18 protein-coding genes are annotated in these 17,574 nt (G+C 63.3%); 5 read left to right on the plus strand and 13 right to left on the minus strand.

Going from position 1 to position 17,574, the window contains the following annotated elements; translation table 11 throughout:
• Window positions 1-122: 122 nt before the first annotated feature.
• Both purD and E1H16_RS10265 read right to left on the minus strand, forming a co-directional pair.
• Entirely contained in the window at window positions 123-1,388 is a 1,266-nt protein-coding gene (gene purD / locus E1H16_RS10260; protein ID WP_134323783.1) for a phosphoribosylamine--glycine ligase, read from the minus strand.
• A gap of 493 nt (window positions 1,389-1,881) precedes the next feature.
• Complete coding sequence (locus E1H16_RS10265; RefSeq protein WP_134323784.1) at window positions 1,882-2,088, minus strand: cold-shock protein; 207 nt, start codon at window positions 2,086-2,088, stop codon at window positions 1,882-1,884.
• 251 nt (window positions 2,089-2,339) lie between these two features.
• On the opposite strand from E1H16_RS10265, the gene pcaD reads away from it, so the two are divergent.
• Together pcaD and E1H16_RS10275 are read left to right on the plus strand one after the other, a co-directional pair.
• Window positions 2,340-3,110: a 3-oxoadipate enol-lactonase gene (gene pcaD / locus E1H16_RS10270; RefSeq protein WP_134323785.1), complete on the plus strand. Its 771-nt coding sequence runs from the start codon at window positions 2,340-2,342 to the stop codon at window positions 3,108-3,110.
• Window positions 3,107-3,886 (plus strand): IclR family transcriptional regulator domain-containing protein, encoded by a 780-nt coding sequence (locus E1H16_RS10275; protein ID WP_134323786.1) that lies wholly within the window; start codon window positions 3,107-3,109, stop codon window positions 3,884-3,886. The genes pcaD and E1H16_RS10275 overlap by 4 nt, the downstream gene beginning before the upstream one ends.
• 138 nt (window positions 3,887-4,024) lie before the next feature.
• Here the strand turns inward: E1H16_RS10275 and E1H16_RS10280 are convergent, their stop codons facing one another.
• Window positions 4,025-5,311: an adenylosuccinate synthase gene (locus E1H16_RS10280; RefSeq protein ID WP_134323787.1), complete on the minus strand. Its 1,287-nt coding sequence runs from the start codon at window positions 5,309-5,311 to the stop codon at window positions 4,025-4,027.
• Window positions 5,312-5,432: 121 nt separating this feature from the next.
• Here E1H16_RS10280 and E1H16_RS10285 point away from each other — a divergent pair, with 121 nt between their 5' ends.
• From E1H16_RS10285 to E1H16_RS10295, 3 genes are all read left to right on the plus strand, one after another.
• Window positions 5,433-6,185, plus strand: coding sequence for a hypothetical protein (locus E1H16_RS10285; protein WP_134323788.1), 753 nt, complete (start codon window positions 5,433-5,435; stop codon window positions 6,183-6,185).
• Between the two features lie 47 nt (window positions 6,186-6,232).
• Window positions 6,233-6,796, plus strand: a complete 564-nt coding sequence (locus tag E1H16_RS10290; RefSeq protein ID WP_134323789.1) for a hypothetical protein — start codon at window positions 6,233-6,235, stop codon at window positions 6,794-6,796.
• A gap of 69 nt (window positions 6,797-6,865) precedes the next feature.
• A complete protein-coding gene (locus tag E1H16_RS10295; protein ID WP_134323790.1) occupies window positions 6,866-8,380 on the plus strand; it encodes a CYTH and CHAD domain-containing protein in 1,515 nt (504 codons plus the stop codon).
• 16 nt (window positions 8,381-8,396) lie between these two features.
• Here E1H16_RS10295 and E1H16_RS10300 read toward each other — a convergent pair whose 3' ends face one another.
• The 10 genes from E1H16_RS10300 to E1H16_RS10345 all read right to left on the minus strand — a co-directional run bounded on the left by E1H16_RS10300 (window position 8,397) and on the right by E1H16_RS10345 (window position 17,368).
• Window positions 8,397-8,810 carry a DUF3151 domain-containing protein gene (locus E1H16_RS10300; RefSeq protein ID WP_134323791.1) on the minus strand — a complete coding sequence of 138 codons (414 nt, stop codon included), beginning with the start codon at window positions 8,808-8,810 and terminating at the stop codon, window positions 8,397-8,399.
• Between the two features lie 239 nt (window positions 8,811-9,049).
• Window positions 9,050-9,328 carry an HU family DNA-binding protein gene (locus E1H16_RS10305; protein ID WP_134323792.1) on the minus strand — a complete coding sequence of 93 codons (279 nt, stop codon included), beginning with the start codon at window positions 9,326-9,328 and terminating at the stop codon, window positions 9,050-9,052.
• A 304-nt stretch (window positions 9,329-9,632) separates the two neighbouring features.
• Complete coding sequence (locus E1H16_RS10310; RefSeq protein WP_166741708.1) at window positions 9,633-10,472, minus strand: MaoC/PaaZ C-terminal domain-containing protein; 840 nt, start codon at window positions 10,470-10,472, stop codon at window positions 9,633-9,635.
• Window positions 10,473-10,497: 25 nt separating this feature from the next.
• Complete coding sequence (locus E1H16_RS10315; protein WP_166741709.1) at window positions 10,498-11,544, minus strand: ABC transporter substrate-binding protein; 1,047 nt, start codon at window positions 11,542-11,544, stop codon at window positions 10,498-10,500.
• A gap of 87 nt (window positions 11,545-11,631) precedes the next feature.
• Complete coding sequence (locus E1H16_RS10320; RefSeq protein WP_134323795.1) at window positions 11,632-12,729, minus strand: ABC transporter substrate-binding protein; 1,098 nt, start codon at window positions 12,727-12,729, stop codon at window positions 11,632-11,634.
• A gap of 8 nt (window positions 12,730-12,737) precedes the next feature.
• On the minus strand, window positions 12,738-13,478 hold the full coding sequence (locus E1H16_RS10325) for an enoyl-CoA hydratase/isomerase family protein (protein ID WP_134323796.1): 741 nt from the start codon (window positions 13,476-13,478) through the stop codon (window positions 12,738-12,740).
• Window positions 13,479-13,502: 24 nt separating this feature from the next.
• Window positions 13,503-14,756, minus strand: a complete 1,254-nt coding sequence (locus E1H16_RS10330) for a CaiB/BaiF CoA transferase family protein (RefSeq protein ID WP_134323797.1) — start codon at window positions 14,754-14,756, stop codon at window positions 13,503-13,505.
• Entirely contained in the window at window positions 14,749-15,726 is a 978-nt protein-coding gene (locus tag E1H16_RS10335) for a CoA transferase (protein ID WP_134323798.1), read from the minus strand. Before E1H16_RS10335 ends, E1H16_RS10330 begins: the two co-directional genes overlap by 8 nt.
• On the minus strand, window positions 15,723-16,568 hold the full coding sequence (locus E1H16_RS10340) for an ABC transporter permease (RefSeq protein ID WP_134323799.1): 846 nt from the start codon (window positions 16,566-16,568) through the stop codon (window positions 15,723-15,725). The genes E1H16_RS10335 and E1H16_RS10340 overlap by 4 nt, the downstream gene beginning before the upstream one ends.
• A complete protein-coding gene (locus E1H16_RS10345) occupies window positions 16,565-17,368 on the minus strand; it encodes an ABC transporter ATP-binding protein (RefSeq protein WP_134323800.1) in 804 nt (267 codons plus the stop codon). The genes E1H16_RS10340 and E1H16_RS10345 overlap by 4 nt, the downstream gene beginning before the upstream one ends.
• Between the last annotated feature and the right edge of the window lie 206 nt (window positions 17,369-17,574).

Genomic DNA, 17,574 nt, shown 5'->3' on the forward strand with positions numbered 1-17,574 from the left:
ATCAGGCGAATGATTTCCCTGGGCTCAAGTGATACCAGAGCGGAGTCAGATTGACGTGGTGTCGACCACGACGCGGGATACATCCGAGGGACTTCCCTCACGCGCGAGGACCGTGTTGCCACTTAGGGGACGGTGATGTCGCCTCGTTCGGCCTTCGCTGCGATATCTCGGCGGTAGTGCGAGCCGGGGAGGTGGATCGAGTCAAGCTGACGGTACGCGCGGGCCCGGGCATCAGCGAGATCTTGGCCCACAGATACGACGCTCAGTACGCGGCCACCGGCAGAGAGCACCTGATCGCCATTGGTTTTGGTACCTGCGTGCAGGATCAGCGTGCCGGGTACCGGACCGCCCTCGACCACGATCGGGTCGCCGGCGCGCGGTGCCGACGGGTATCCGTCCGCGGCCAGTACGACGGTCACGCTGGCGCCGTCGCGCCACGTCAACGGCGGTCGCTCGCCAAGTCGACCGTGCGCTGCAGCATTCAGCAACTCGCCCAGCGGTGAGGTCAGCATCGCCAACACGGACTGGGTCTCCGGGTCACCGAAGCGGGCATTGAACTCAACCACGCGAGTCCCCTTCGAGGTCAACGCCAGTCCGACGTACAGAACACCGACGAACGGAGTGCCGCGGCGACGCATCTCGTCGATCGTCGGCTGGGCGATGTCGCGGACGACCTCCTCGGTGAGGTTCGGCGGCGCCCAGTCCAGCGGTGTGTACGCGCCCATGCCGCCCGTGTTGGGACCTTCGTCGTTCTCACCGACACGTTTGAAATCCTGCGCGGGACGCAGCGGCACCACCGTGGTGCCATCGGTGATGCAGAACAACGACACCTCCGGACCATCGAGGTACTCCTCAACCAGGACCCTCGATCGGGCGTTAATGCAGGCTGTCGCGTGCGCGAGCGCTGCATCGCGGTCGTTGGTGACGATGACGCCCTTCCCGGCAGCCAGTCCGTCGTCCTTGACGACATGCGGCGCGCCGAGTTCATCCAGCGCTGCCGCGACAGCGTCGAGATCATCGCAACTGTGCGCGGCTGCGGTAGCAACGTTTGCGGCCGCCATGATCTCCTTCGCGAACGCCTTTGACCCCTCCAGTCGCGCGGCCGCGGCGGAAGGTCCGAAGCAGGCGACCCCGGCCTCGGCGAGCGCATCGGCCGCGCCGGCAACTAGCGGTACCTCCGGACCGATCACGACCAGGTCGACGCCGAGGCGCTGCGCGAGGGCGGCGATCGCTGCCGGGTCGCTGACGTCCACGGGTTCAGTCGCGGTATCAACCGCGATACCAGCGTTCCCGGGCGCGCAGCACAAGCCGTCGACCGACGGATCGCGCTCCAGTGCGGCGACGAGCGCGTGCTCACGGGCTCCTGAACCAATAACTAGAACGTCCACACACTCAGCCTACTGGTTGCAATCTGGCTGAATCGAGTCACCGTCGCGCTGCTTATCGCGCTCAAAAGTGCCTTTCGCGCACTTCTCCGCCACGCCTGGTCTGCAAATAACGCAGCGAAAACCGCTAGGCATCGTTCTATACGCGATGCCTGCCTATTTTCGCTGCGTTTTTTGCGGCGGAGGCAGGATGCGGCGGTGTCTCCGACGCCGCGGCACAGGCGCTCGCAGCGCAGCGAACCATCCTGACGGCGCAGTAGGCGGATGTGGGCGAGCGCGAGGCGCAGGCCGGGCCCGGAACGAACACGACGGTGTAGGCCGGGTTCGGAGCGAACACGAGGCTCAGACCGGTGCGGGTCAACACGAAGATGTAGACCCGATTTGGGGCGAGCGCGACGGTGAAGGCCGCCTCCGGAGCGAACGCAGGCGCAAGCGAGACCGGAAACGGCAGCGGGCCCCTTCCGAAATCGGAAGGGGCCCGCTTACTAGCTAGGTGCTAGTTGATGACCGTGATGTTCGAAGCCTGCAGACCCTTCGGGCCCTGCTCGACGTCGTACTCAACTTTGTCGTTGTCGTTCAGCGAGCGGTAGCCGTTAGCGTTGATCGCCGAGAAGTGCGCGAACACATCGGCCGAGCCATCGTCGGGCTGGATGAAGCCGAAGCCCTTGTCAGCGTTGAACCACTTGACGGTGCCAGTAGCCATTCTTTCCTGTCTTCCTTGGACGTGCACGGCCCGCTTTTCGGACCGCTGGAGCAGCTGTGATGCTTAGGACGTCTTGCCAGGACAACAGGAGGGCAACCGCCGTACCGCTGCAACAACAAAACCAAAACCTCAACAACTACCCTGAACGCTACCTGTCAACAGCCCGCTATGCCAATGCCCTCGTTCCTGGTGCCTGAGGTCACACCCACGTCGTAGGCTGTTGGGATGCCCAACGCGAGAGGGAGATACCGATGGCAAATCCACTTCTAGCGTGGTCCGAGGACGGCGCTGCGGACGGTCCTCCCGTGCTGTTGGGCTCCTCATTAGGCGCCACCCGCGCCATGTGGGAACCCGGCCTGGGCGCGCTCAACGCGATGCGCGTGATCCGATTCGATCACCTCGGGCACGGAGCCTCAGCAGTGCCGTCGGGCCCGTACTCCATGCAGCAACTTGCCGATGCCGTCCTGCAGTTGATGGATCATCTGGGCATCGAGCGTGCCTCGTATGCCGGACTGTCCCTCGGCGGGGCGCTTGGCCAATATTTGGCGATCCATCATCCCGAACGCATCGAGCGGTTGGCCCTGCTCGCCACGGCAGCACATTTCCCCGACGAAGCAAGTTGGCGTGAGCGCGCCGCCACAGTGCGTCGCGACGGCACCGCGGCTGTCGCGGACGGCGCGATGCCCCGCTGGTTCCCGGAGCCCTATCGCGCCCAACGACCCGGGGAGATCGCGCAGTGGCTGGAGATGATTCGCAGCATTGACGCCGAGGGGTACGCCGGATGCTGTGAGGCACTCTCGGGGTTCGACGCCCGCGACGAGTTGGGCACGATCACCGCGCCGACGATCGCCATCGCCGGCACGGACGATCCGTCCACGACTCCTGAGGCGATGCGGGTGTTTGCAGATGGGATTCCTGGCGCACGGCTAGAGGTTATCGACGATGCTGCGCACCTGGTGAACGTCGCTCAGCCAGAGCAGGTCGGTGCTCTGTTGGCTGCTCACCTGAATCCAGGGCAGTGACCGAGGGCCGTCCCCGCGACTTCGTACAGTCGCTCGCCAAAGGCCTGGAAGTGATCGCCTCTTTCACAGCCGAACGTCGCCGGCAGACGCTCAGCGAAGTTGCTCGCAATGCGGGTATGACTCGGGCGTCCGCGCGACGTTTTCTGCTGACTCTTACCGATCTCGGGTACGTCGAACGCGACGGTGACCGGTTCTCGTTGCGCCCGACCGTGCTGCAGATCGGCCGCGCGTACCTTTCGATGCTCACGATGCCCGATATCGCCGAGCCACACATGCGGTCATTGGCCTCGAGAATCGGGCATGATGTCGCGCTGGTCGTGCTCGACGGGATGGACGGCGTCGTTGTCGTGGAGTCCGAACCAGGACGATCCGCGGACAACTTTGTGCGGGTCGGCGAACGGGTACCGGCACTGTCCTCGGCGTCCGGTCGGGTGTTGTTGGCGCAATTGTCCGAGGAGGACTTGGCGATCCGTACCCGCGGTCAGCACGTACCGCAGCTGACCTCGCACACGCAGCGCGACTTAACCGCGGTTCTGGAAGACGTGCGCGCGGCCCGCCGCCGCGGGTACACGATCGTCGACGATGAGTTCCGATCCGGCGTGCAATCGCTGGCGATGCCGGTATACGCCGGGATCAATCAGCATCCAGCGGCGCTGGTCATATCCGTGCGCTCGGGCAGAGTCAGCCGCGAAGAGCTCGTGAATCGGATGCTGCCCCTGCTGCAGCACACCACCCACCGCATCGAAGCTGATTACACGCGAACGGTGACCGGTTAAGGAACCGCGTCCGGGCGTTCTCGCTGCTGACCGGCCAGCACGTGGCTTCGTATAGCGAGGCGAGCATCTAGTACTGCCCAGGCCGCCGTCAGGCCGCGGTCTTCAGCGATCTATCGCGCGATATGGTACGGCGCGCGGCTAGATCAGGTCGCGGACTATGACGTTCTCTTCGCGCCCCGGCCCGACACCTATGACCGACATCGGAGCGCCGCTGAGTTCCTCGAGCCGCTTGACGTAGTTCTGCGCGTTCTCGGGCAGTTCGTCGAACGTACGGCACCCGCGGATGTCTTCGAACCAGCCGGGCAGCTCTTCGTAGATCGGCTTCGCATGGTGGAAGTCGCTCTGCGACATCGGCATCTCGTCGAACCGCTTGCCGTCGATCTCGTACGCCACGCAAATCGGCACGGTTTCCAGTGACGACAGCACATCGAGTTTCGTGAGGAAGAAATCCGTGAGGCTGTTGACCCGCGCCGCGTACCGCGCGATCACCGCGTCGAACCAGCCGCAGCGGCGATCGCGGCCGGTGGTAACACCCACCTCGCCACCCTGCTTGCGCAGGAACTCCCCCGAATCGTCGAACAATTCGGTCGGGAACGGCCCTGAACCCACGCGTGTGGTGTACGCCTTGAGAATGCCGACGCTGCGCTCAATGGTGCGTGGGCCGAGCCCTGATCCCGCCGCCGCGCCACCGGAGGTTGGTGAGGACGAGGTCACGTACGGGTAGGTGCCGTGATCGACGTCCAGCAGGGTGCCCTGCGAACCCTCCAGCAGGATCCATTCGCCGGCCTCGTGCGCTTGGTTCAGCAACAGGCGCGTGTCGGTGATGAGCGGCTTGAGTTTCTCGCCGACCTCGAGGGTCTCTTCGACGATCTGCGCGGCATCGAGCGCCTTGCGGTTGTAGATCTTGGTCAGGATTTGGTTCTTCAGCTCCAGCGCAGCCTCGACCTTCTGTTCGAGGATGCTCGGGTCCAGCAGGTCCTGCACGCGGACGCCGATGCGCGCGACCTTGTCCTGGTAGCACGGGCCGATACCGCGGCCGGTGGTGCCGATCTTGGCCTTGCCCAAGTAACGCTCGGAGACCTTATCGATCGCGATGTGGTACGGCATGATCAGGTGCGCATCGGCCGAAAGCCTGATGCGGTTGACGTCGACGCCGCGCTCAGCCAGGCCCTGCATCTCCTCGACGAGCACGTGCGGATCGACTACCACACCGTTACCGATGACCGGCGTACACCCTGGAGTGAGGATTCCCGAGGGGATGAGGTGCAGCGCGTACTTCTGGCCGTCCGGCGTGATGACCGTGTGGCCAGCATTGTTGCCACCCTGGTATCGCACGACATGGCTCACGCGGCCGCCGAGCAAGTCGGTAGCCTTGCCCTTGCCTTCGTCGCCCCACTGCGCGCCAATCAGCACTACTGCCGGCATGTGCATCCCTCATTACTCGCCGTCGAGTACGGCGCTTGTCGCACCGCACAACCGTCGTACAGCCTACGGCAGGCGAATTGTAGGTTGAGGCAATATCGATCATTCAAAGGAGCAGCCAGTCATGGTCACCGTCATCGAGGACGCCTCAGCGCCGTCCCGAGGCTGGGCACAGCACGGGTTCGCGGTGCGCGCGCGTTGGGCCGCGGTTCCGTCGCGAGACGATGTGCGCGCTGCCCTACGCGAGATCGACGAGGACGGCGTTCTGGTGTGCGGCACGGTGGCAACGCTCAATATCGTCGTGGACGGGCTGCGTCGCTCGGACAGCCTCGGTACGCCGATCGGGTTCCTGCCGTCGATTCCGGCCTCCGGTTCGCACGCTCACGAAGTCGACGCGACACTGGAGTTCACCGAGCGGTTCACGCTGCCACAGGGGATCGAGGCGACGTTAGCCGCCGAGCCCGTACCGCTGACGTTGGCGCGTAACGACATCGGCGGGGTGCTGCTGGGCGAATGCATATTTGAACGGCCGAAGCTGGCGAAGTTCGGCGCCCAGACCTACCACGACGACACGATGATCGCGGACGGACTGATTCGTGGATTGTCGGTACGTCCTGAGTACGGCGACGCTTTGACGTTGCGCGCGTCCGTCACGCCGGCCAGTGGTCGCAAACGCAGCACTACGACGTATGGCCGAGCGGTGCAGACCGCCAGCGATCCGGTGCCGATGTGGGTGGACGGCCGCGACATGGGTGAGGTCACCGGCCGCACTTGGTACGTCGACGATCGCGAACATTGGCTGCTGCGCGGTGCGCGCCGCGAAGCCCCCACCCCACCCGAGCGACGCGGATTCTTCGAGCGGATGCGGCGACGGTAGCGGACAACGCGTTGCTATCTTGAGGCGATCGCAACGGGAGGACGCCGATGAGCGCCGGACAACGCATGCTGCAGATAATTCCCGAGCCGATCAGGGGCATGCTGATGCCAGGCGAAATGCCGCTGACGTACGAACTCGCGCAACAGTTCGGTCAGTCCGATGCGATCGGACGCGAGGCGCCGACGCTGCGCAACTCGGTGAGCTGGTCATTCCAGGCCGTGCTCGACCCGTTCGGCGGCCCGCTGGAATTCAACTCCGATTACATCGGCGCCAAAGTCGCCGGGTTGACTGCCGGGGGCGCACATGGCTCGGTCGGGCACCGGTTCACAGTTGCGCTCGAAGCGCCGGGGGCGACTCATCTGCTGCTGACCACGCATCGCTTAGCGGTCGTCGGCACTGAATTCGAGAAGCTGCTCTCCATGAAGCAACGCGACCTGATCTATTTCAGCGTCGAGCGGGCGGCTGTCGGCTCCATCCAACTGGCACCCCGGCTGTTTCAACGTGCCCGGGTACGGATCGAGTTCACCGACGGCTCGTGGGCGATGGCCATGATGGGGATGTTCTTTACCCGCGCCGCCAACCGGTTCATCGCTGCCCACCAGCAACGGTGACGACGGCGACCGATCGTCACGAACTTCCTGTTCGTGGCCGTTTTCGGCACTGCGGGGCAAGATAATCGCATGTGCACATCGGAGACGCGGGAGATCGAGCGTAAGTACGCCGTCCCCGACGACGCCCCCGTTCCCTCGACCGCCAGTGTCGACGGCGTTGGCCACGTCGTCGTCCGAGACACCGTCGTCCTCGACGCGCGGTACTTCGATACTCCCGACCTCGCGCTACTGCAGCACAAGATCACATTGCGGAAGCGCCTCGGCGGCAGCGACGAAGGATGGCATCTGAAACTGCCGGGGGATGGCTTCCGGCGCGAGATCCAGCACCGGATCACCGCCTCGGACGTCGTACCGCCCGAGCTCATGGTGCATCTGCACGCGGTGTTGCGTGGGCGCGACGTTAACCCGGTGGTGCAGCTGACCACTTCCCGCACGATTCACGAACTACGCGCCGCCGACGCTGCTCTACTGGCCGAACTTTGCGATGACGCGGTTACCTCGACGCCGAGCATCGCCGACGTTCCGCAGGCATCCTGGCGCGAGTGGGAGGTCGAACTACACGACGGATCGCCGGAACTGCTGGACGACGTGGAGGCGATCCTGGTGCGCGCCGGCGCGAGCACGGACGTTGGCCCGTCGAAACTCGCCCGCGCGCTGGGACCCGCGTTGCCGTCGTCCGCACCCGCGCCGACCTGGCCTGGGTCTCCGCGTATCGGAGACGTCGCTCGGCGGTACCTGGTGCGCGAAAGCGCACGACTGATGGACCACGACTCCGGTGTGCGGCTGCACACCGACGACGCGATCCACCAAATGCGGGTCGCGGCCCGCCGACTGCGCTCGGTGCTGTCCTCCTACCGCTCGCTGTTCGCGGGCCAGGACGGGCAGGAGTTGCGTATCGAACTCAAGGCTCTCGCGGACAGCCTCGGCGAGGCGCGTGACAGCGAGGTCATGTTGGCCCGGTTGCACGCTCTGCTCGATGAGCAGCCCGAAGACCTAGTCCGCGGTCCGGTGCGAGAGCGAATCACCGAAGCGCTCACCGAGCGCTACCACCAAGCACATGCCCAAGCCCTGGTGTTCATGTCCTCGCCCCGCTACTACACACTGCTGGACAGGTTGGACGGCTTACGGACGGTCGAGTTCACCGACGCCGCCGAAGTGGGCGCCGCCGACGGGCTCGCTGCGGTGTTCGATCGGGACTGGAAGCGGGTACGCCGCGCGGCGCGCATCGCCGAATCGACCAGCGGCGCCGCCCACGAGGAGGCGCTGCATGACGTGCGCAAAGCCGCCAAACGGCTGCGTTACGGTCTGGATTCCGTCAGCGACGTACTCGGCAAGCCGGCACGGCGCGCGGCGAAAGCAGCATCGGCGGTGACCGAGATCCTCGGAGATCACAATGACAGCGTGATCACCTCCGAAGCGATCGCTTCCTTGGCGCTGGAGGCGCACGCGCGCGGCGAGGATACGTTCACGTACGGGCGGATGCAGGGCATCGAGTCGTCGCGCGCATCGCTGTCTCGAGACGACTACGCCACCGCCCTGCACACGTTGAACGGGCTACGTCTGGAAGGCTGGTCCCGGCTCTAGAACCGGAGCCACACAATCAGGCGAGATGGCCGCGGGCCTGCGGGTCCGAGTCGTCGATCAAGGTGTTCAATCGCTCGACCTCGTCGCTCTCGCCAATCAGTTCGGCGGCCTGGGCGAGGTAGTAGAAGCAGCGCAGAACGCCGCGGTTGGGCTCATGCGCCCACGGCACACTCCCCCAGCCCTTCCAGCCGTTGCGGCGTAGCGCATCAAGGCCGCGGTGATAGCCCGTACGCGCGTAGGCGTACGCCGCGATGCTCTGCTTCTGCTCAAGCGCGGCCTGGGCGAGATCGGCCCACGCGGCCGAATCCGTGGGGTGCGCGGCGGCGATCTGCTCGGCGCTCGCACCGTCCGCCCGCATCTGTTCTGCGGCGTCGTTCCGCGGCAGCGTGGTGGCGGGCGGCTGGGCCATAAGATCTTCACCGATTGACATACTGCGATCCTGCCACGGTGTCGCAATCGGGCGCCGCTATCGGGCTCACCACGCGAGCGGCATCACGTTCAACTATGCGTTGAGCCAGTTCCACGATGCGCTGGTGGGCCCGAGGCGTAACGCCATCAACGAGGCCCGAGGCGTAGCGCCCATGAACGAGACGAGGCCAGCCCGTCACCATCGTCGTGTTGCCACGACATGATCGGACTGACCTCGTACTACGAAAACTGTGGAAAGGACTACTTTCCAGCGACCTCGTTCTTGAAGGCAGTGGCTGCCTTGAAACCGGGAACGGTGGTCGCGGCGATCTGGATCTCTTCACCGGTCTGCGGGTTGCGTCCCGTACGGGCCGAACGCTCGCGGGGCTCGAAGGTGCCGAGGCCCTGGATCTGGACCTTAGCTCCACCGGCGACGGCGCCACGGATGGCAACCCCGACGGCCTTGATGGCGCGATCGGCGTCCGCCTGGCTCAGCCCGGACTCAGACGCGACCTTGGCGACGAGTTCGTCTTTGTTCATTTCTTTCACCTCAGGTTCATCGGGGATACGTGGCCACGCTAACGCCTAGCACGGCAGATCGTGCGGATATCGCGCGCTACGGCCGCGGATGTGTCAAGCGCCATGCAGCGAGCCACACAAAGGACCCCAGAGCGCGATAGCTTCCTCGTCTACCGCGTCCTGGGGAGTAGACAAAGGGTACTGGACAGTTGGTCACCGCCAGAAGTCCGGTCGGCAGACCAAGTTTGTGATATTCGCGACCACCAACCGGCACGGGTCCTAATCTACAAAATACGGGCACTACCAGGAAAAAGGGTTGCCGCGTCTAATCAGTTCGGTAGTTGCCCTTGAGTACCACGTCGCGATCAGCCGCTCGCCAAACCAAATAATCGCCGCCGTCTGAACGATCGCTCACCGCGATTTCTAGATCGTCGCCAGGAAAAACGGGGCCGACAAATCGCGCAGTAAATTCCTTCAACCTTCCGGCATCACCGTCCAGTAGACACGCGATAATTTCACGCACCACAAAACCCGAGGTACATCTACCATGCAGGATCGGTATGCGATGTCCCGCGGCGGCGGAGACTTTCGGGTCTGAATGCAACGGATTACGGCCCGCAGTCAGCCGATACAGCAGCGCCTGGTTCAGCGGGATCGAGAACTGCCAAACCTGCGCACCAGCCGGTACAGCGGCGGGACGTACGTCCCGACCGCCCTTGCGTGGCCGATCTCGAGTGAGGACCAATGTTCGGGCCGTCGTCCGGCATAACGGTCCGTTGTCGCCCACGGCAGTGTTCACCAGTTCAACCGTGAGCCCCCGGATATGCTCGCTTACTGCCCCCACCTTGTGTTCGACACGTACCTGCCCCGAGAGCGGAACCGTGCCGAACAGCTCGAGCGTCTCGGAGACCAACAACACGTCTTCCGGACGCACGCCGGCGGGCGCAAGCAACTCTGGGCCGCCGCCGCACAAGATGATGCCGTAAGTCGGGATTGCCTGCGTCTCAACACCGCTGCTGTTTTCCGTAGTGAACGCAAGCTCTGCGGTCGGATCGCCGCTACCTGCGCCGACGCCGAGCGCATACAGCAGAAGAGCATCGACGTCCCATCTACGGTTGGTGTCAGGGGGATCCAGTCGGCGCAGATCTCGTTCGGTAACACTCATGTCGTCGTCACCCTCAGATCGCACCTCATGGTTTCCAATCAGTCGCTTCCTGCTTAATTGCATCGACATCAAAGGCATTCGCGTCGACCGACGGTGATAAGTCGACGATGTCCTCCGCCTTCAACTGTTCGTCGATGATTCCGTACTCGTACATGAAGTCGATGGACTTCTGCACTTCCTCAATACTCACGTCACCGATTACGCCGGAGTCATCGGTTTCAACGGCACCTTCGAAGCGCTCTTCAACTGTCGGGACGGTCGCATCAAGCGCCTCCTGGAGGTCGCCATCCGGCTTCTGTTCCGGATTCTCTGCCCAGTGGATCTGCAAGGCGGCGGACGGGTTGGTGGCCGCGAAGACGGCGCCTTTGTAATACCCCTGAAGGAACTCGACCACCGCGTCGCGATTGTCGGCCAGAAAGTCCTTCGTGGTCGCGATTCCGCTCAGGCCAGGAATTTCGTCGAGCGGGGTCGGCAGATCAACAAGTTCTTCACCCATCACAGATGCGACGACGGCGTTCGGTCCGGTGTAGGTGGCATACGCTACGACCGTGCCATCGTTGAGCGCCTGCGCCGCCTGGCTGCCCACGCCGGTGGGAATCCACTCGACGTCCTTATCCGGATCCACTCCCGAAGCGGCCAGGGCAGCGCGACCGAATAGATAAGACGCTGAGCTCAGCGACTGGACCCCAAGCTTCTTTCCTTTGAGATCAGCAATCTCAGTGATGTCACTATCCGCTGGTACCGAAATTTGCCAGACGTTCTTGGGCTGCAGCGACACGATCCGTAGGTCTGGATTCGCGATGGCCGCTTGGTACATCGACGATGTACCGCCGTTGCTAATATCCGCCTTACCAGCCATGAGCAACTGCATCGACGCGGTCGCGCCTTGAGTCGGCTCGACCTCGACCGACATGCCCTCGTCCTCCCAGTACCCTTGGGTGACCGGAACCGTGGTGTACGGCGCAGTCGAATCGATCAGCACCGGTGCACCGACAGCGAACGTAACGGAAGAACCGTCGCCCGACTCGTCCTCGGATGAACCGCACGCCGCTAACGCACTAATGAGAGTCATGGCAGCGACAACGCTGACCGAACGACGAAGACTGAGATTCATGCAGATTGGCCTTTCGCAGTAGTACCGGGGATTTCTCTGGCGCGCCTACGGCGTCCAGTTCTCGGCTTCCTCTTTAACCGCGTCGATATCGAAGTTGTTCGCATCGATCGACGGCGACAAGTCGACAACATCCTCCGCATTCAACTGCTCGTCGATGACGCCGTTCTCGTACATGAAATCGATCGCCTCCTGGGCATCGTCCATGCTCACTGCGCCGAGATTACCGTCTGGACCCGGCTCCACCGGATACCCGAACCGCTCTTCGACTGTCGGTACCGTCGCGTCGATCGCCTCCTGCAGGTCACCGTCCGGTTTCTGCTCGGGGTACGCCTGCCAGTGAATCTGCAGCGCGGCTGCCGGATTCGCGTCGGCAAAAACCGCGCCCTTGTAGAAACCGCTGAGGAAACCGACAACCTCATCGCGGTTGCTCTCCAAGTAGTCTTTGGTCGTCGCCAAACCCGCCAAACCGGGTATCTCATCCAACGGCGTCGGCAGGTCGACTAACGGGTCATCGAGGAAGTTGTTCACGATGGCATTCGGTCCGCTGTACGTCGCATATGCATCGACCGTGCCCTCTTGAATCGCTTGTGCAGCCTGACTAGCGACCCCAATCGCGATCCACTCGACGTCAGCATCAGGATCCAGTCCGGACGCCGACACCGCGGCACGTCCGAACAGGTACGACGCCGAACTCAGCGACTGGACCCCGATCTTCTTCCCTTTGAGATCGGCGATCTGATTTATCGAACTGCTGGAGGGAACATCGATTTTCCACTGGTTCGCCTTTTGCAGCGAGATCACGCGCACATCAGGATCCTCAACCGCCGCCTGATACATAGAGGACGTGCCGCCGTTACTAATCTCGGCTTGGCCTGCAAGCACCAGTTGCAGTGCAGCAGTCGCCCCCTGTGTCCCCTGCGGTTCGACACTCAGTCCTTCATCAGACCAGTAGCCCATCTCCAGCGGAACGCTCGAGTAGGGCGCTGTCGAATCGATCAGTACCGGCGCGCCGATCGCGAACGCGACCGGTGTGCCGCCGGATGTTTCGTCGTCAGAGGAGCCACATGCCGTGAGCGACGCAATGAGCGCGACACCTATGACAGCTCCTACGACGCGGTGGTTATGCCGAAACAATGACCTCATAATGTGGTCTACTTTCCCGTGAAATTGGGCTTGCGTTTCTGCGCGAAGGACTCGCGGCCCTCCAGCGCATCGGCGCTCTGGTTGGTGGCGAACAGCCGTGCGCGAGTGATTGCGGCTTGCTCTGCAGGCGACTGCGCGACCACTTGTTCGCCAAATCCTTTGATGGTCGCTACAACGAGCGGTGCGCTCGCGGCGAGCGTGCGCGCCATCTGCAGCGCGACCTCCTCTTGCTGCCCATCAGGGACGACGCGGTTGACCATGCCGACCTCATAAGCGCGCTGCGCGCTCAATGGCTCCCCAAGTAACAGGAACTCAGCAGCAATCTTGGCGGGTACACGAGCGTAGGTGCCTGCGCACAGACCGCCGGTAATACCCACGCGCGCCTCGGGATAGGAAAACACAGCCGACGACGACGCCACTGCAAGATCGGAGTGCTGCACCAGGATGTAGCCACCGCCGACGCAGTGGCCAGTGATCGCGGCGACGACGGGTTTGCTCAATGCGACGCCCACGTTCGGTACCGCCCGCGACATATCGTCTGGCGGGTTCGTCAGGTCGGCGCCGACGCAGAATGCCCGATCCCCCGCGGCAGCCAGAACGGCGGCCCGATCATCGGATTCTTCGAACCGAATCCACACGGCGTGCAGTTCGCGAACGAGGTCGTCGGTCAACGCATTCATTTTCTCAGGCCGGTTGAGCCGAATCGTCGCGACTCGGTGTTCGGACTGGTACTCGACGAGGTCACCCATGTGATGCCTTCTTTCGTGATCGAATTAACGCGCTTCGCGGCAGATGCCGGAAGCGATGAGTTCATCGATGCACGGGTCATCGAGACCAAGCACCTCGGCGAGCACCTCGCGGGTGTCCTGCCCGTACAGGGGGGCGGGCGTTCTGCCGCCGACACGCTGCCCACCGATGACGGTCGGCAGGCTTTGGTACCGGTGCGTGCCGACCGCCGGGTGCTCCATTTCGACCAGAACACCGTGCGAACGCAGGTGTTCATCCTCGACCAGCCGACGCGCGCCCGCCACCGGTGCTGCCGGGATGCCGTGCTGTTGTAGTGCTTGTGTCTCGGCATCGGTATCGGTGATGGACGAGGCGTACGTCTTCATCGCATCCGAGATCCGATCGCTATTCTGGCGGCGTTCGGGAAGCGTCCAGCTCGCTTCAAGACCTCGCACCTCGACGCCCTGTTCGACGAGCCACGCGTGTAGCGCACGCCATTGCTCATCGGTTCGCGCGCTCAGGGCGATCCATTCGCCGTCGCCTGTCCGGTAGATGCCATGCGGCTCGGCACGCCGGTCCGCGTTGAGGTCCTCGACGATCGGCTCGCCCACGCTCTCTGCGAGGAAGTACTCCCCCAGCAACGGCATCATGGCCTCTGACTGCGCGAGCATAATATGCGCACCTTCGCCCGTTTTGCGCGCTCGGATCAGCGCCGCGATGGCGGCAGAAGCCGCATTCAGCCCGCCGACCGGGTCACCGATTGCGAAACCGGTCAGCAGCGGCGCAGTAGGGCTTCCGGTGAGGTTCGCCGAACCCGATTGGGCATCGAACTGAGCGCCGAACGCGGGTGCGGAGGCGAGCCGGCTGTCCGGCGGGTAGCCGGGCATTTCGACCAGCACGATTCGCGGATTGAGTTCGCTCAGCGCAGCGAAGCCCAGACCCATTCGCTCCAGCACGCCCGGACGGTAGTTCGCGATGACGAGGTCGGCGTGGCGAACCAACTGGTGTGCGATCTCGAGGCCGCGCGAGCTCTTGAGATCGAGGACGACGTCCCGTTTATCGACATTTTGCGTGTTGAACCATGCGTTGCGGTTGATCGAATCTTCACCCGGTTCGAAGTCCGGGTAGCGCGAACGGATATCTCCCGCATTTCCGCGCAACGTGTCGGGCTTGGCGGGGCTCTCCAACTTGATCACCTCAGCGCCGAGTCCTGCCAAGACCCTGGTGCCCATCGGGCCGGACCACACATGGGTCAGATCCACGACGCGTATACCTCGCAGCGGCTGTGACATCTCAAGCATCGCGTCCCTCCCGCGAGCGGTGCCCGTTGACGGTGTACGGGATCGCCGGCACCAAACCTTCGCCTGAGCGATCCAAAGTGAAGACACCGCGGCGCAACAGATCCTCGTCACGTAATGCTTCGGCGGCCGGACGAACGGGCGTGACAGCAACGTTGTGCGTCTTACCCTCGTTGCACGCCTGCTCAACGGTGCGCGCAGCCGCCCAATCATCAAAGACCTCGCCGAGCTCAGCGACGTGCCTGAACCGAGCGTCGTTCTCAACGAAACGTTCGTCGGTGAGCAGATCATCACGGCCGATCGTGGCCGCGATCGGATCCCATGCAAATCCGGCGTAGATGACCACGAATCCGTCGCTGCATCTGCTGACGAACCGCGGCCCGGACTGCTCAAGTACGGATTCGTCACCGTTGTACTGGTACTGCGTCGTCGGGTACGGCAGCGTGGTTACCACGGTCTCAAAATTCGAGACCTCCACCAACGGGGCCGCTCCAGTCGCACTCTCGGGATCGATGAGTCGCTGCAGGTACGACGCGGTCACGCCCTGGAACAAGTGCTGCCCGGCCAAGTACTGGTAACGATCGCCGTATCCGTACGCCGGAACACCCTCGCGGCTCACCGTGTATCCGCTCGCACCACCTAGCGACGAGTAGACGAGTTCGTTACCAGTCCAGTCTGCGTAGGGCCCCGTCGGACGGAACGGGTACACGGTGCCGGTAATAACTTTGGCGGGAACGCTTTCCCAGTCATAATCTGGATCAGCGATCACAATGTCGACGTGCACCGTGTCATCGGCATATGACTTACCCGAATCGAGAAAGTCAGTCGAGTAACGGTCTGAACTCTCCTGCGGTGTCCGGCAGAAGACCGTCGCACCATTGGCCGCAAGCATCCAGCCGCAGAAGCGGACGGCGGGTTCGTCCCCGGATTCGAGCACCGAGACCCCGTCGAGCAGCCCTTTGAACTCGCTCATCTGGACTCCTCCCGAGGTTTAGGAACAACACTTTCCGGTAGCACCTTCTGGACGACCGCGATCAGCACGTGCAGGAGAGCGCCAAGTGCGGCTAGCACGATCAGCAACCCATACATCCCAGCGACGTCGCCGTACGCTTGACCTTGCGACAACAGATATCCGAGGCCCGACTGCGCACCAACGAGTTCTGCAGCGACGGCGCCCAGCAGAGCGCCGATCAACGCCACGTCGAAGGACGGGAACACGTACGACATCGCGTTCGGCAACCTGAGGTAACGCAGTTCCTGCCAGCGTGAGGCCTGCATCGCGCGCATCAAGTTCAATTCGTCGGGATCGACCGCCGACAGACCGGCGGTCGCGGCGGTCATCACTGGGAAGAAGGCGAGCATCGTCGCGATGATCACCTTCGGTGTCAGATCGTACCCGAACGCCACGATCAGCAGCGGCGCGATCGCGATCTTGGGCAAACTCATCAGCGCGATGACGTACGGATAAAACGCGGTACGGAGAATCTTCACGAACGCGAATAACGCGCCGACCACGAGCCCCAACAGTGATCCGATCACGAATCCGAGACCGGTCTCGGTCAGCGTGACGCCGATATCGCCCCACCATCCGCCGTTATCATTCGATTCCAGCAGGCCGGATTGCAGCGACTCGAGGACATTGAGCGGCTCCGGCAACAGCAGCGGAGTGACCCATTCGTTTGCGGCGGCGAAATACCACAGCGCTATGAGCAGCACCAGCACGAGGAGTTGCAGGCCCAGGTTTCGCAGGCGGTTACGCCCTCGACCTTTGGTCGCCTTGGAGATGGTCTGCTCCTCGGTCGGGCCCGCGCTCATGCCGATGCCTCATAGCTAGTGGGGTCGTTGTCGACTGAGATTCCACCGGTGGGACCGATGAGCGCACGTAGCCGGCTGACATACTCGTAGAACTCGGGAGTTGAGCGCAACTCGAGGCCGCGCGGACGCGGCAACTCGATCGGCACGATCTCGCGCAGCCGGCCCGGGCGGGCTTGCATCACCCCGACGCGGTCAGAGAGGTATACAGCCTCGGCGATGTTGTGCGTAATGAACAGGACGGTCTTCGGGGTTTCGGTCCACAAACGCAGCAACTCATCGTTCAATGACTCGCGCGTGAACTCATCGAGTGCGGAGAAAGGCTCGTCCATCAGCAGGACATCGGGCTCGTTGACCAGCGCTCGCACGATGGCGGCTCGTTGCTGCATGCCGCCGGATAATTCGGCCGGGTAGCGCCTTCGGAAGTCTTTCAGGCCGGTTAGTTCAAGCAGATGACTTGCCATCTCGCGTCGTTCGTTGGTGACAGCGCCTCCGACCTTCGACGGCAGCAGCACATTCTTCTCGATCGTCAGCCATCTCAGCAGTGTCGCCCGCTGAAACACGATCCCCGTGCTGCGGCGCGGTCCGCGAACGGTCTCGTCGGCGACGCGTAACTCGCCCGTGGTCGGCTCAAGCAAACCAGCCACCATGTTCAGGATTGTCGATTTTCCGCAGCCGGACGGGCCGACGAGACTAAAGAATTCGCCGTGCCTGAGCTCGAGGTCTGTCGTACTCAGCGCATGCACTGGGGGCGCGCCTGGACGCTCGTACGTCTTGCTGACCGAAGCAAGCTGAATTGTCATGGAGTTCCCTCTCAGGATCCTGCTGGTGATACGCCGCGGCGGGAGGTGACCAAACGCGAGATGGCGATCGCTACAACGAAACTGCTCGAACTACGCGCCGCTACGAACACCCTCAAATCGGGGATCGGTGGACCTAGGTCGATACGCCACGGTCAATGACCGTCAGCGCCGAGCCGCGCGAACGAATCTAGTAGCGACAGAGGCTA

Source organism: Cumulibacter soli (genome assembly GCF_004382795.1).
GTDB classification, from domain to species: domain Bacteria; phylum Actinomycetota; class Actinomycetes; order Mycobacteriales; family Antricoccaceae; genus Cumulibacter; species Cumulibacter soli.

Coding starts and splice junctions, on each gene's coding strand:
- E1H16_RS10265 (WP_134323784.1), bottom strand. CDS start 2,088: ATGGCTACTGGCACCGTCAAGTGGTTCAACGCTGACAAGGGCTTCGGC.
- pcaD (WP_134323785.1), top strand. CDS start 2,340: ATGGCAAATCCACTTCTAGCGTGGTCCGAGGACGGCGCTGCGGACGGT.
- E1H16_RS10280 (WP_134323787.1), bottom strand. CDS start 5,311: ATGCCGGCAGTAGTGCTGATTGGCGCGCAGTGGGGCGACGAAGGCAAG.
- E1H16_RS10285 (WP_134323788.1), top strand. CDS start 5,433: ATGGTCACCGTCATCGAGGACGCCTCAGCGCCGTCCCGAGGCTGGGCA.
- E1H16_RS10290 (WP_134323789.1), top strand. CDS start 6,233: ATGAGCGCCGGACAACGCATGCTGCAGATAATTCCCGAGCCGATCAGG.
- E1H16_RS10295 (WP_134323790.1), top strand. CDS start 6,866: ATGTGCACATCGGAGACGCGGGAGATCGAGCGTAAGTACGCCGTCCCC.
- E1H16_RS10300 (WP_134323791.1), bottom strand. CDS start 8,810: ATGTCAATCGGTGAAGATCTTATGGCCCAGCCGCCCGCCACCACGCTG.
- E1H16_RS10305 (WP_134323792.1), bottom strand. CDS start 9,328: ATGAACAAAGACGAACTCGTCGCCAAGGTCGCGTCTGAGTCCGGGCTG.
- E1H16_RS10310 (WP_166741708.1), bottom strand. CDS start 10,472: ATGAGTGTTACCGAACGAGATCTGCGCCGACTGGATCCCCCTGACACC.
- E1H16_RS10315 (WP_166741709.1), bottom strand. CDS start 11,544: ATGACTCTCATTAGTGCGTTAGCGGCGTGCGGTTCATCCGAGGACGAG.
- E1H16_RS10320 (WP_134323795.1), bottom strand. CDS start 12,729: ATGAGGTCATTGTTTCGGCATAACCACCGCGTCGTAGGAGCTGTCATA.
- E1H16_RS10325 (WP_134323796.1), bottom strand. CDS start 13,478: ATGGGTGACCTCGTCGAGTACCAGTCCGAACACCGAGTCGCGACGATT.
- E1H16_RS10330 (WP_134323797.1), bottom strand. CDS start 14,756: ATGCTTGAGATGTCACAGCCGCTGCGAGGTATACGCGTCGTGGATCTG.
- E1H16_RS10335 (WP_134323798.1), bottom strand. CDS start 15,726: ATGAGCGAGTTCAAAGGGCTGCTCGACGGGGTCTCGGTGCTCGAATCC.
- E1H16_RS10340 (WP_134323799.1), bottom strand. CDS start 16,568: ATGAGCGCGGGCCCGACCGAGGAGCAGACCATCTCCAAGGCGACCAAA.
- E1H16_RS10345 (WP_134323800.1), bottom strand. CDS start 17,368: ATGACAATTCAGCTTGCTTCGGTCAGCAAGACGTACGAGCGTCCAGGC.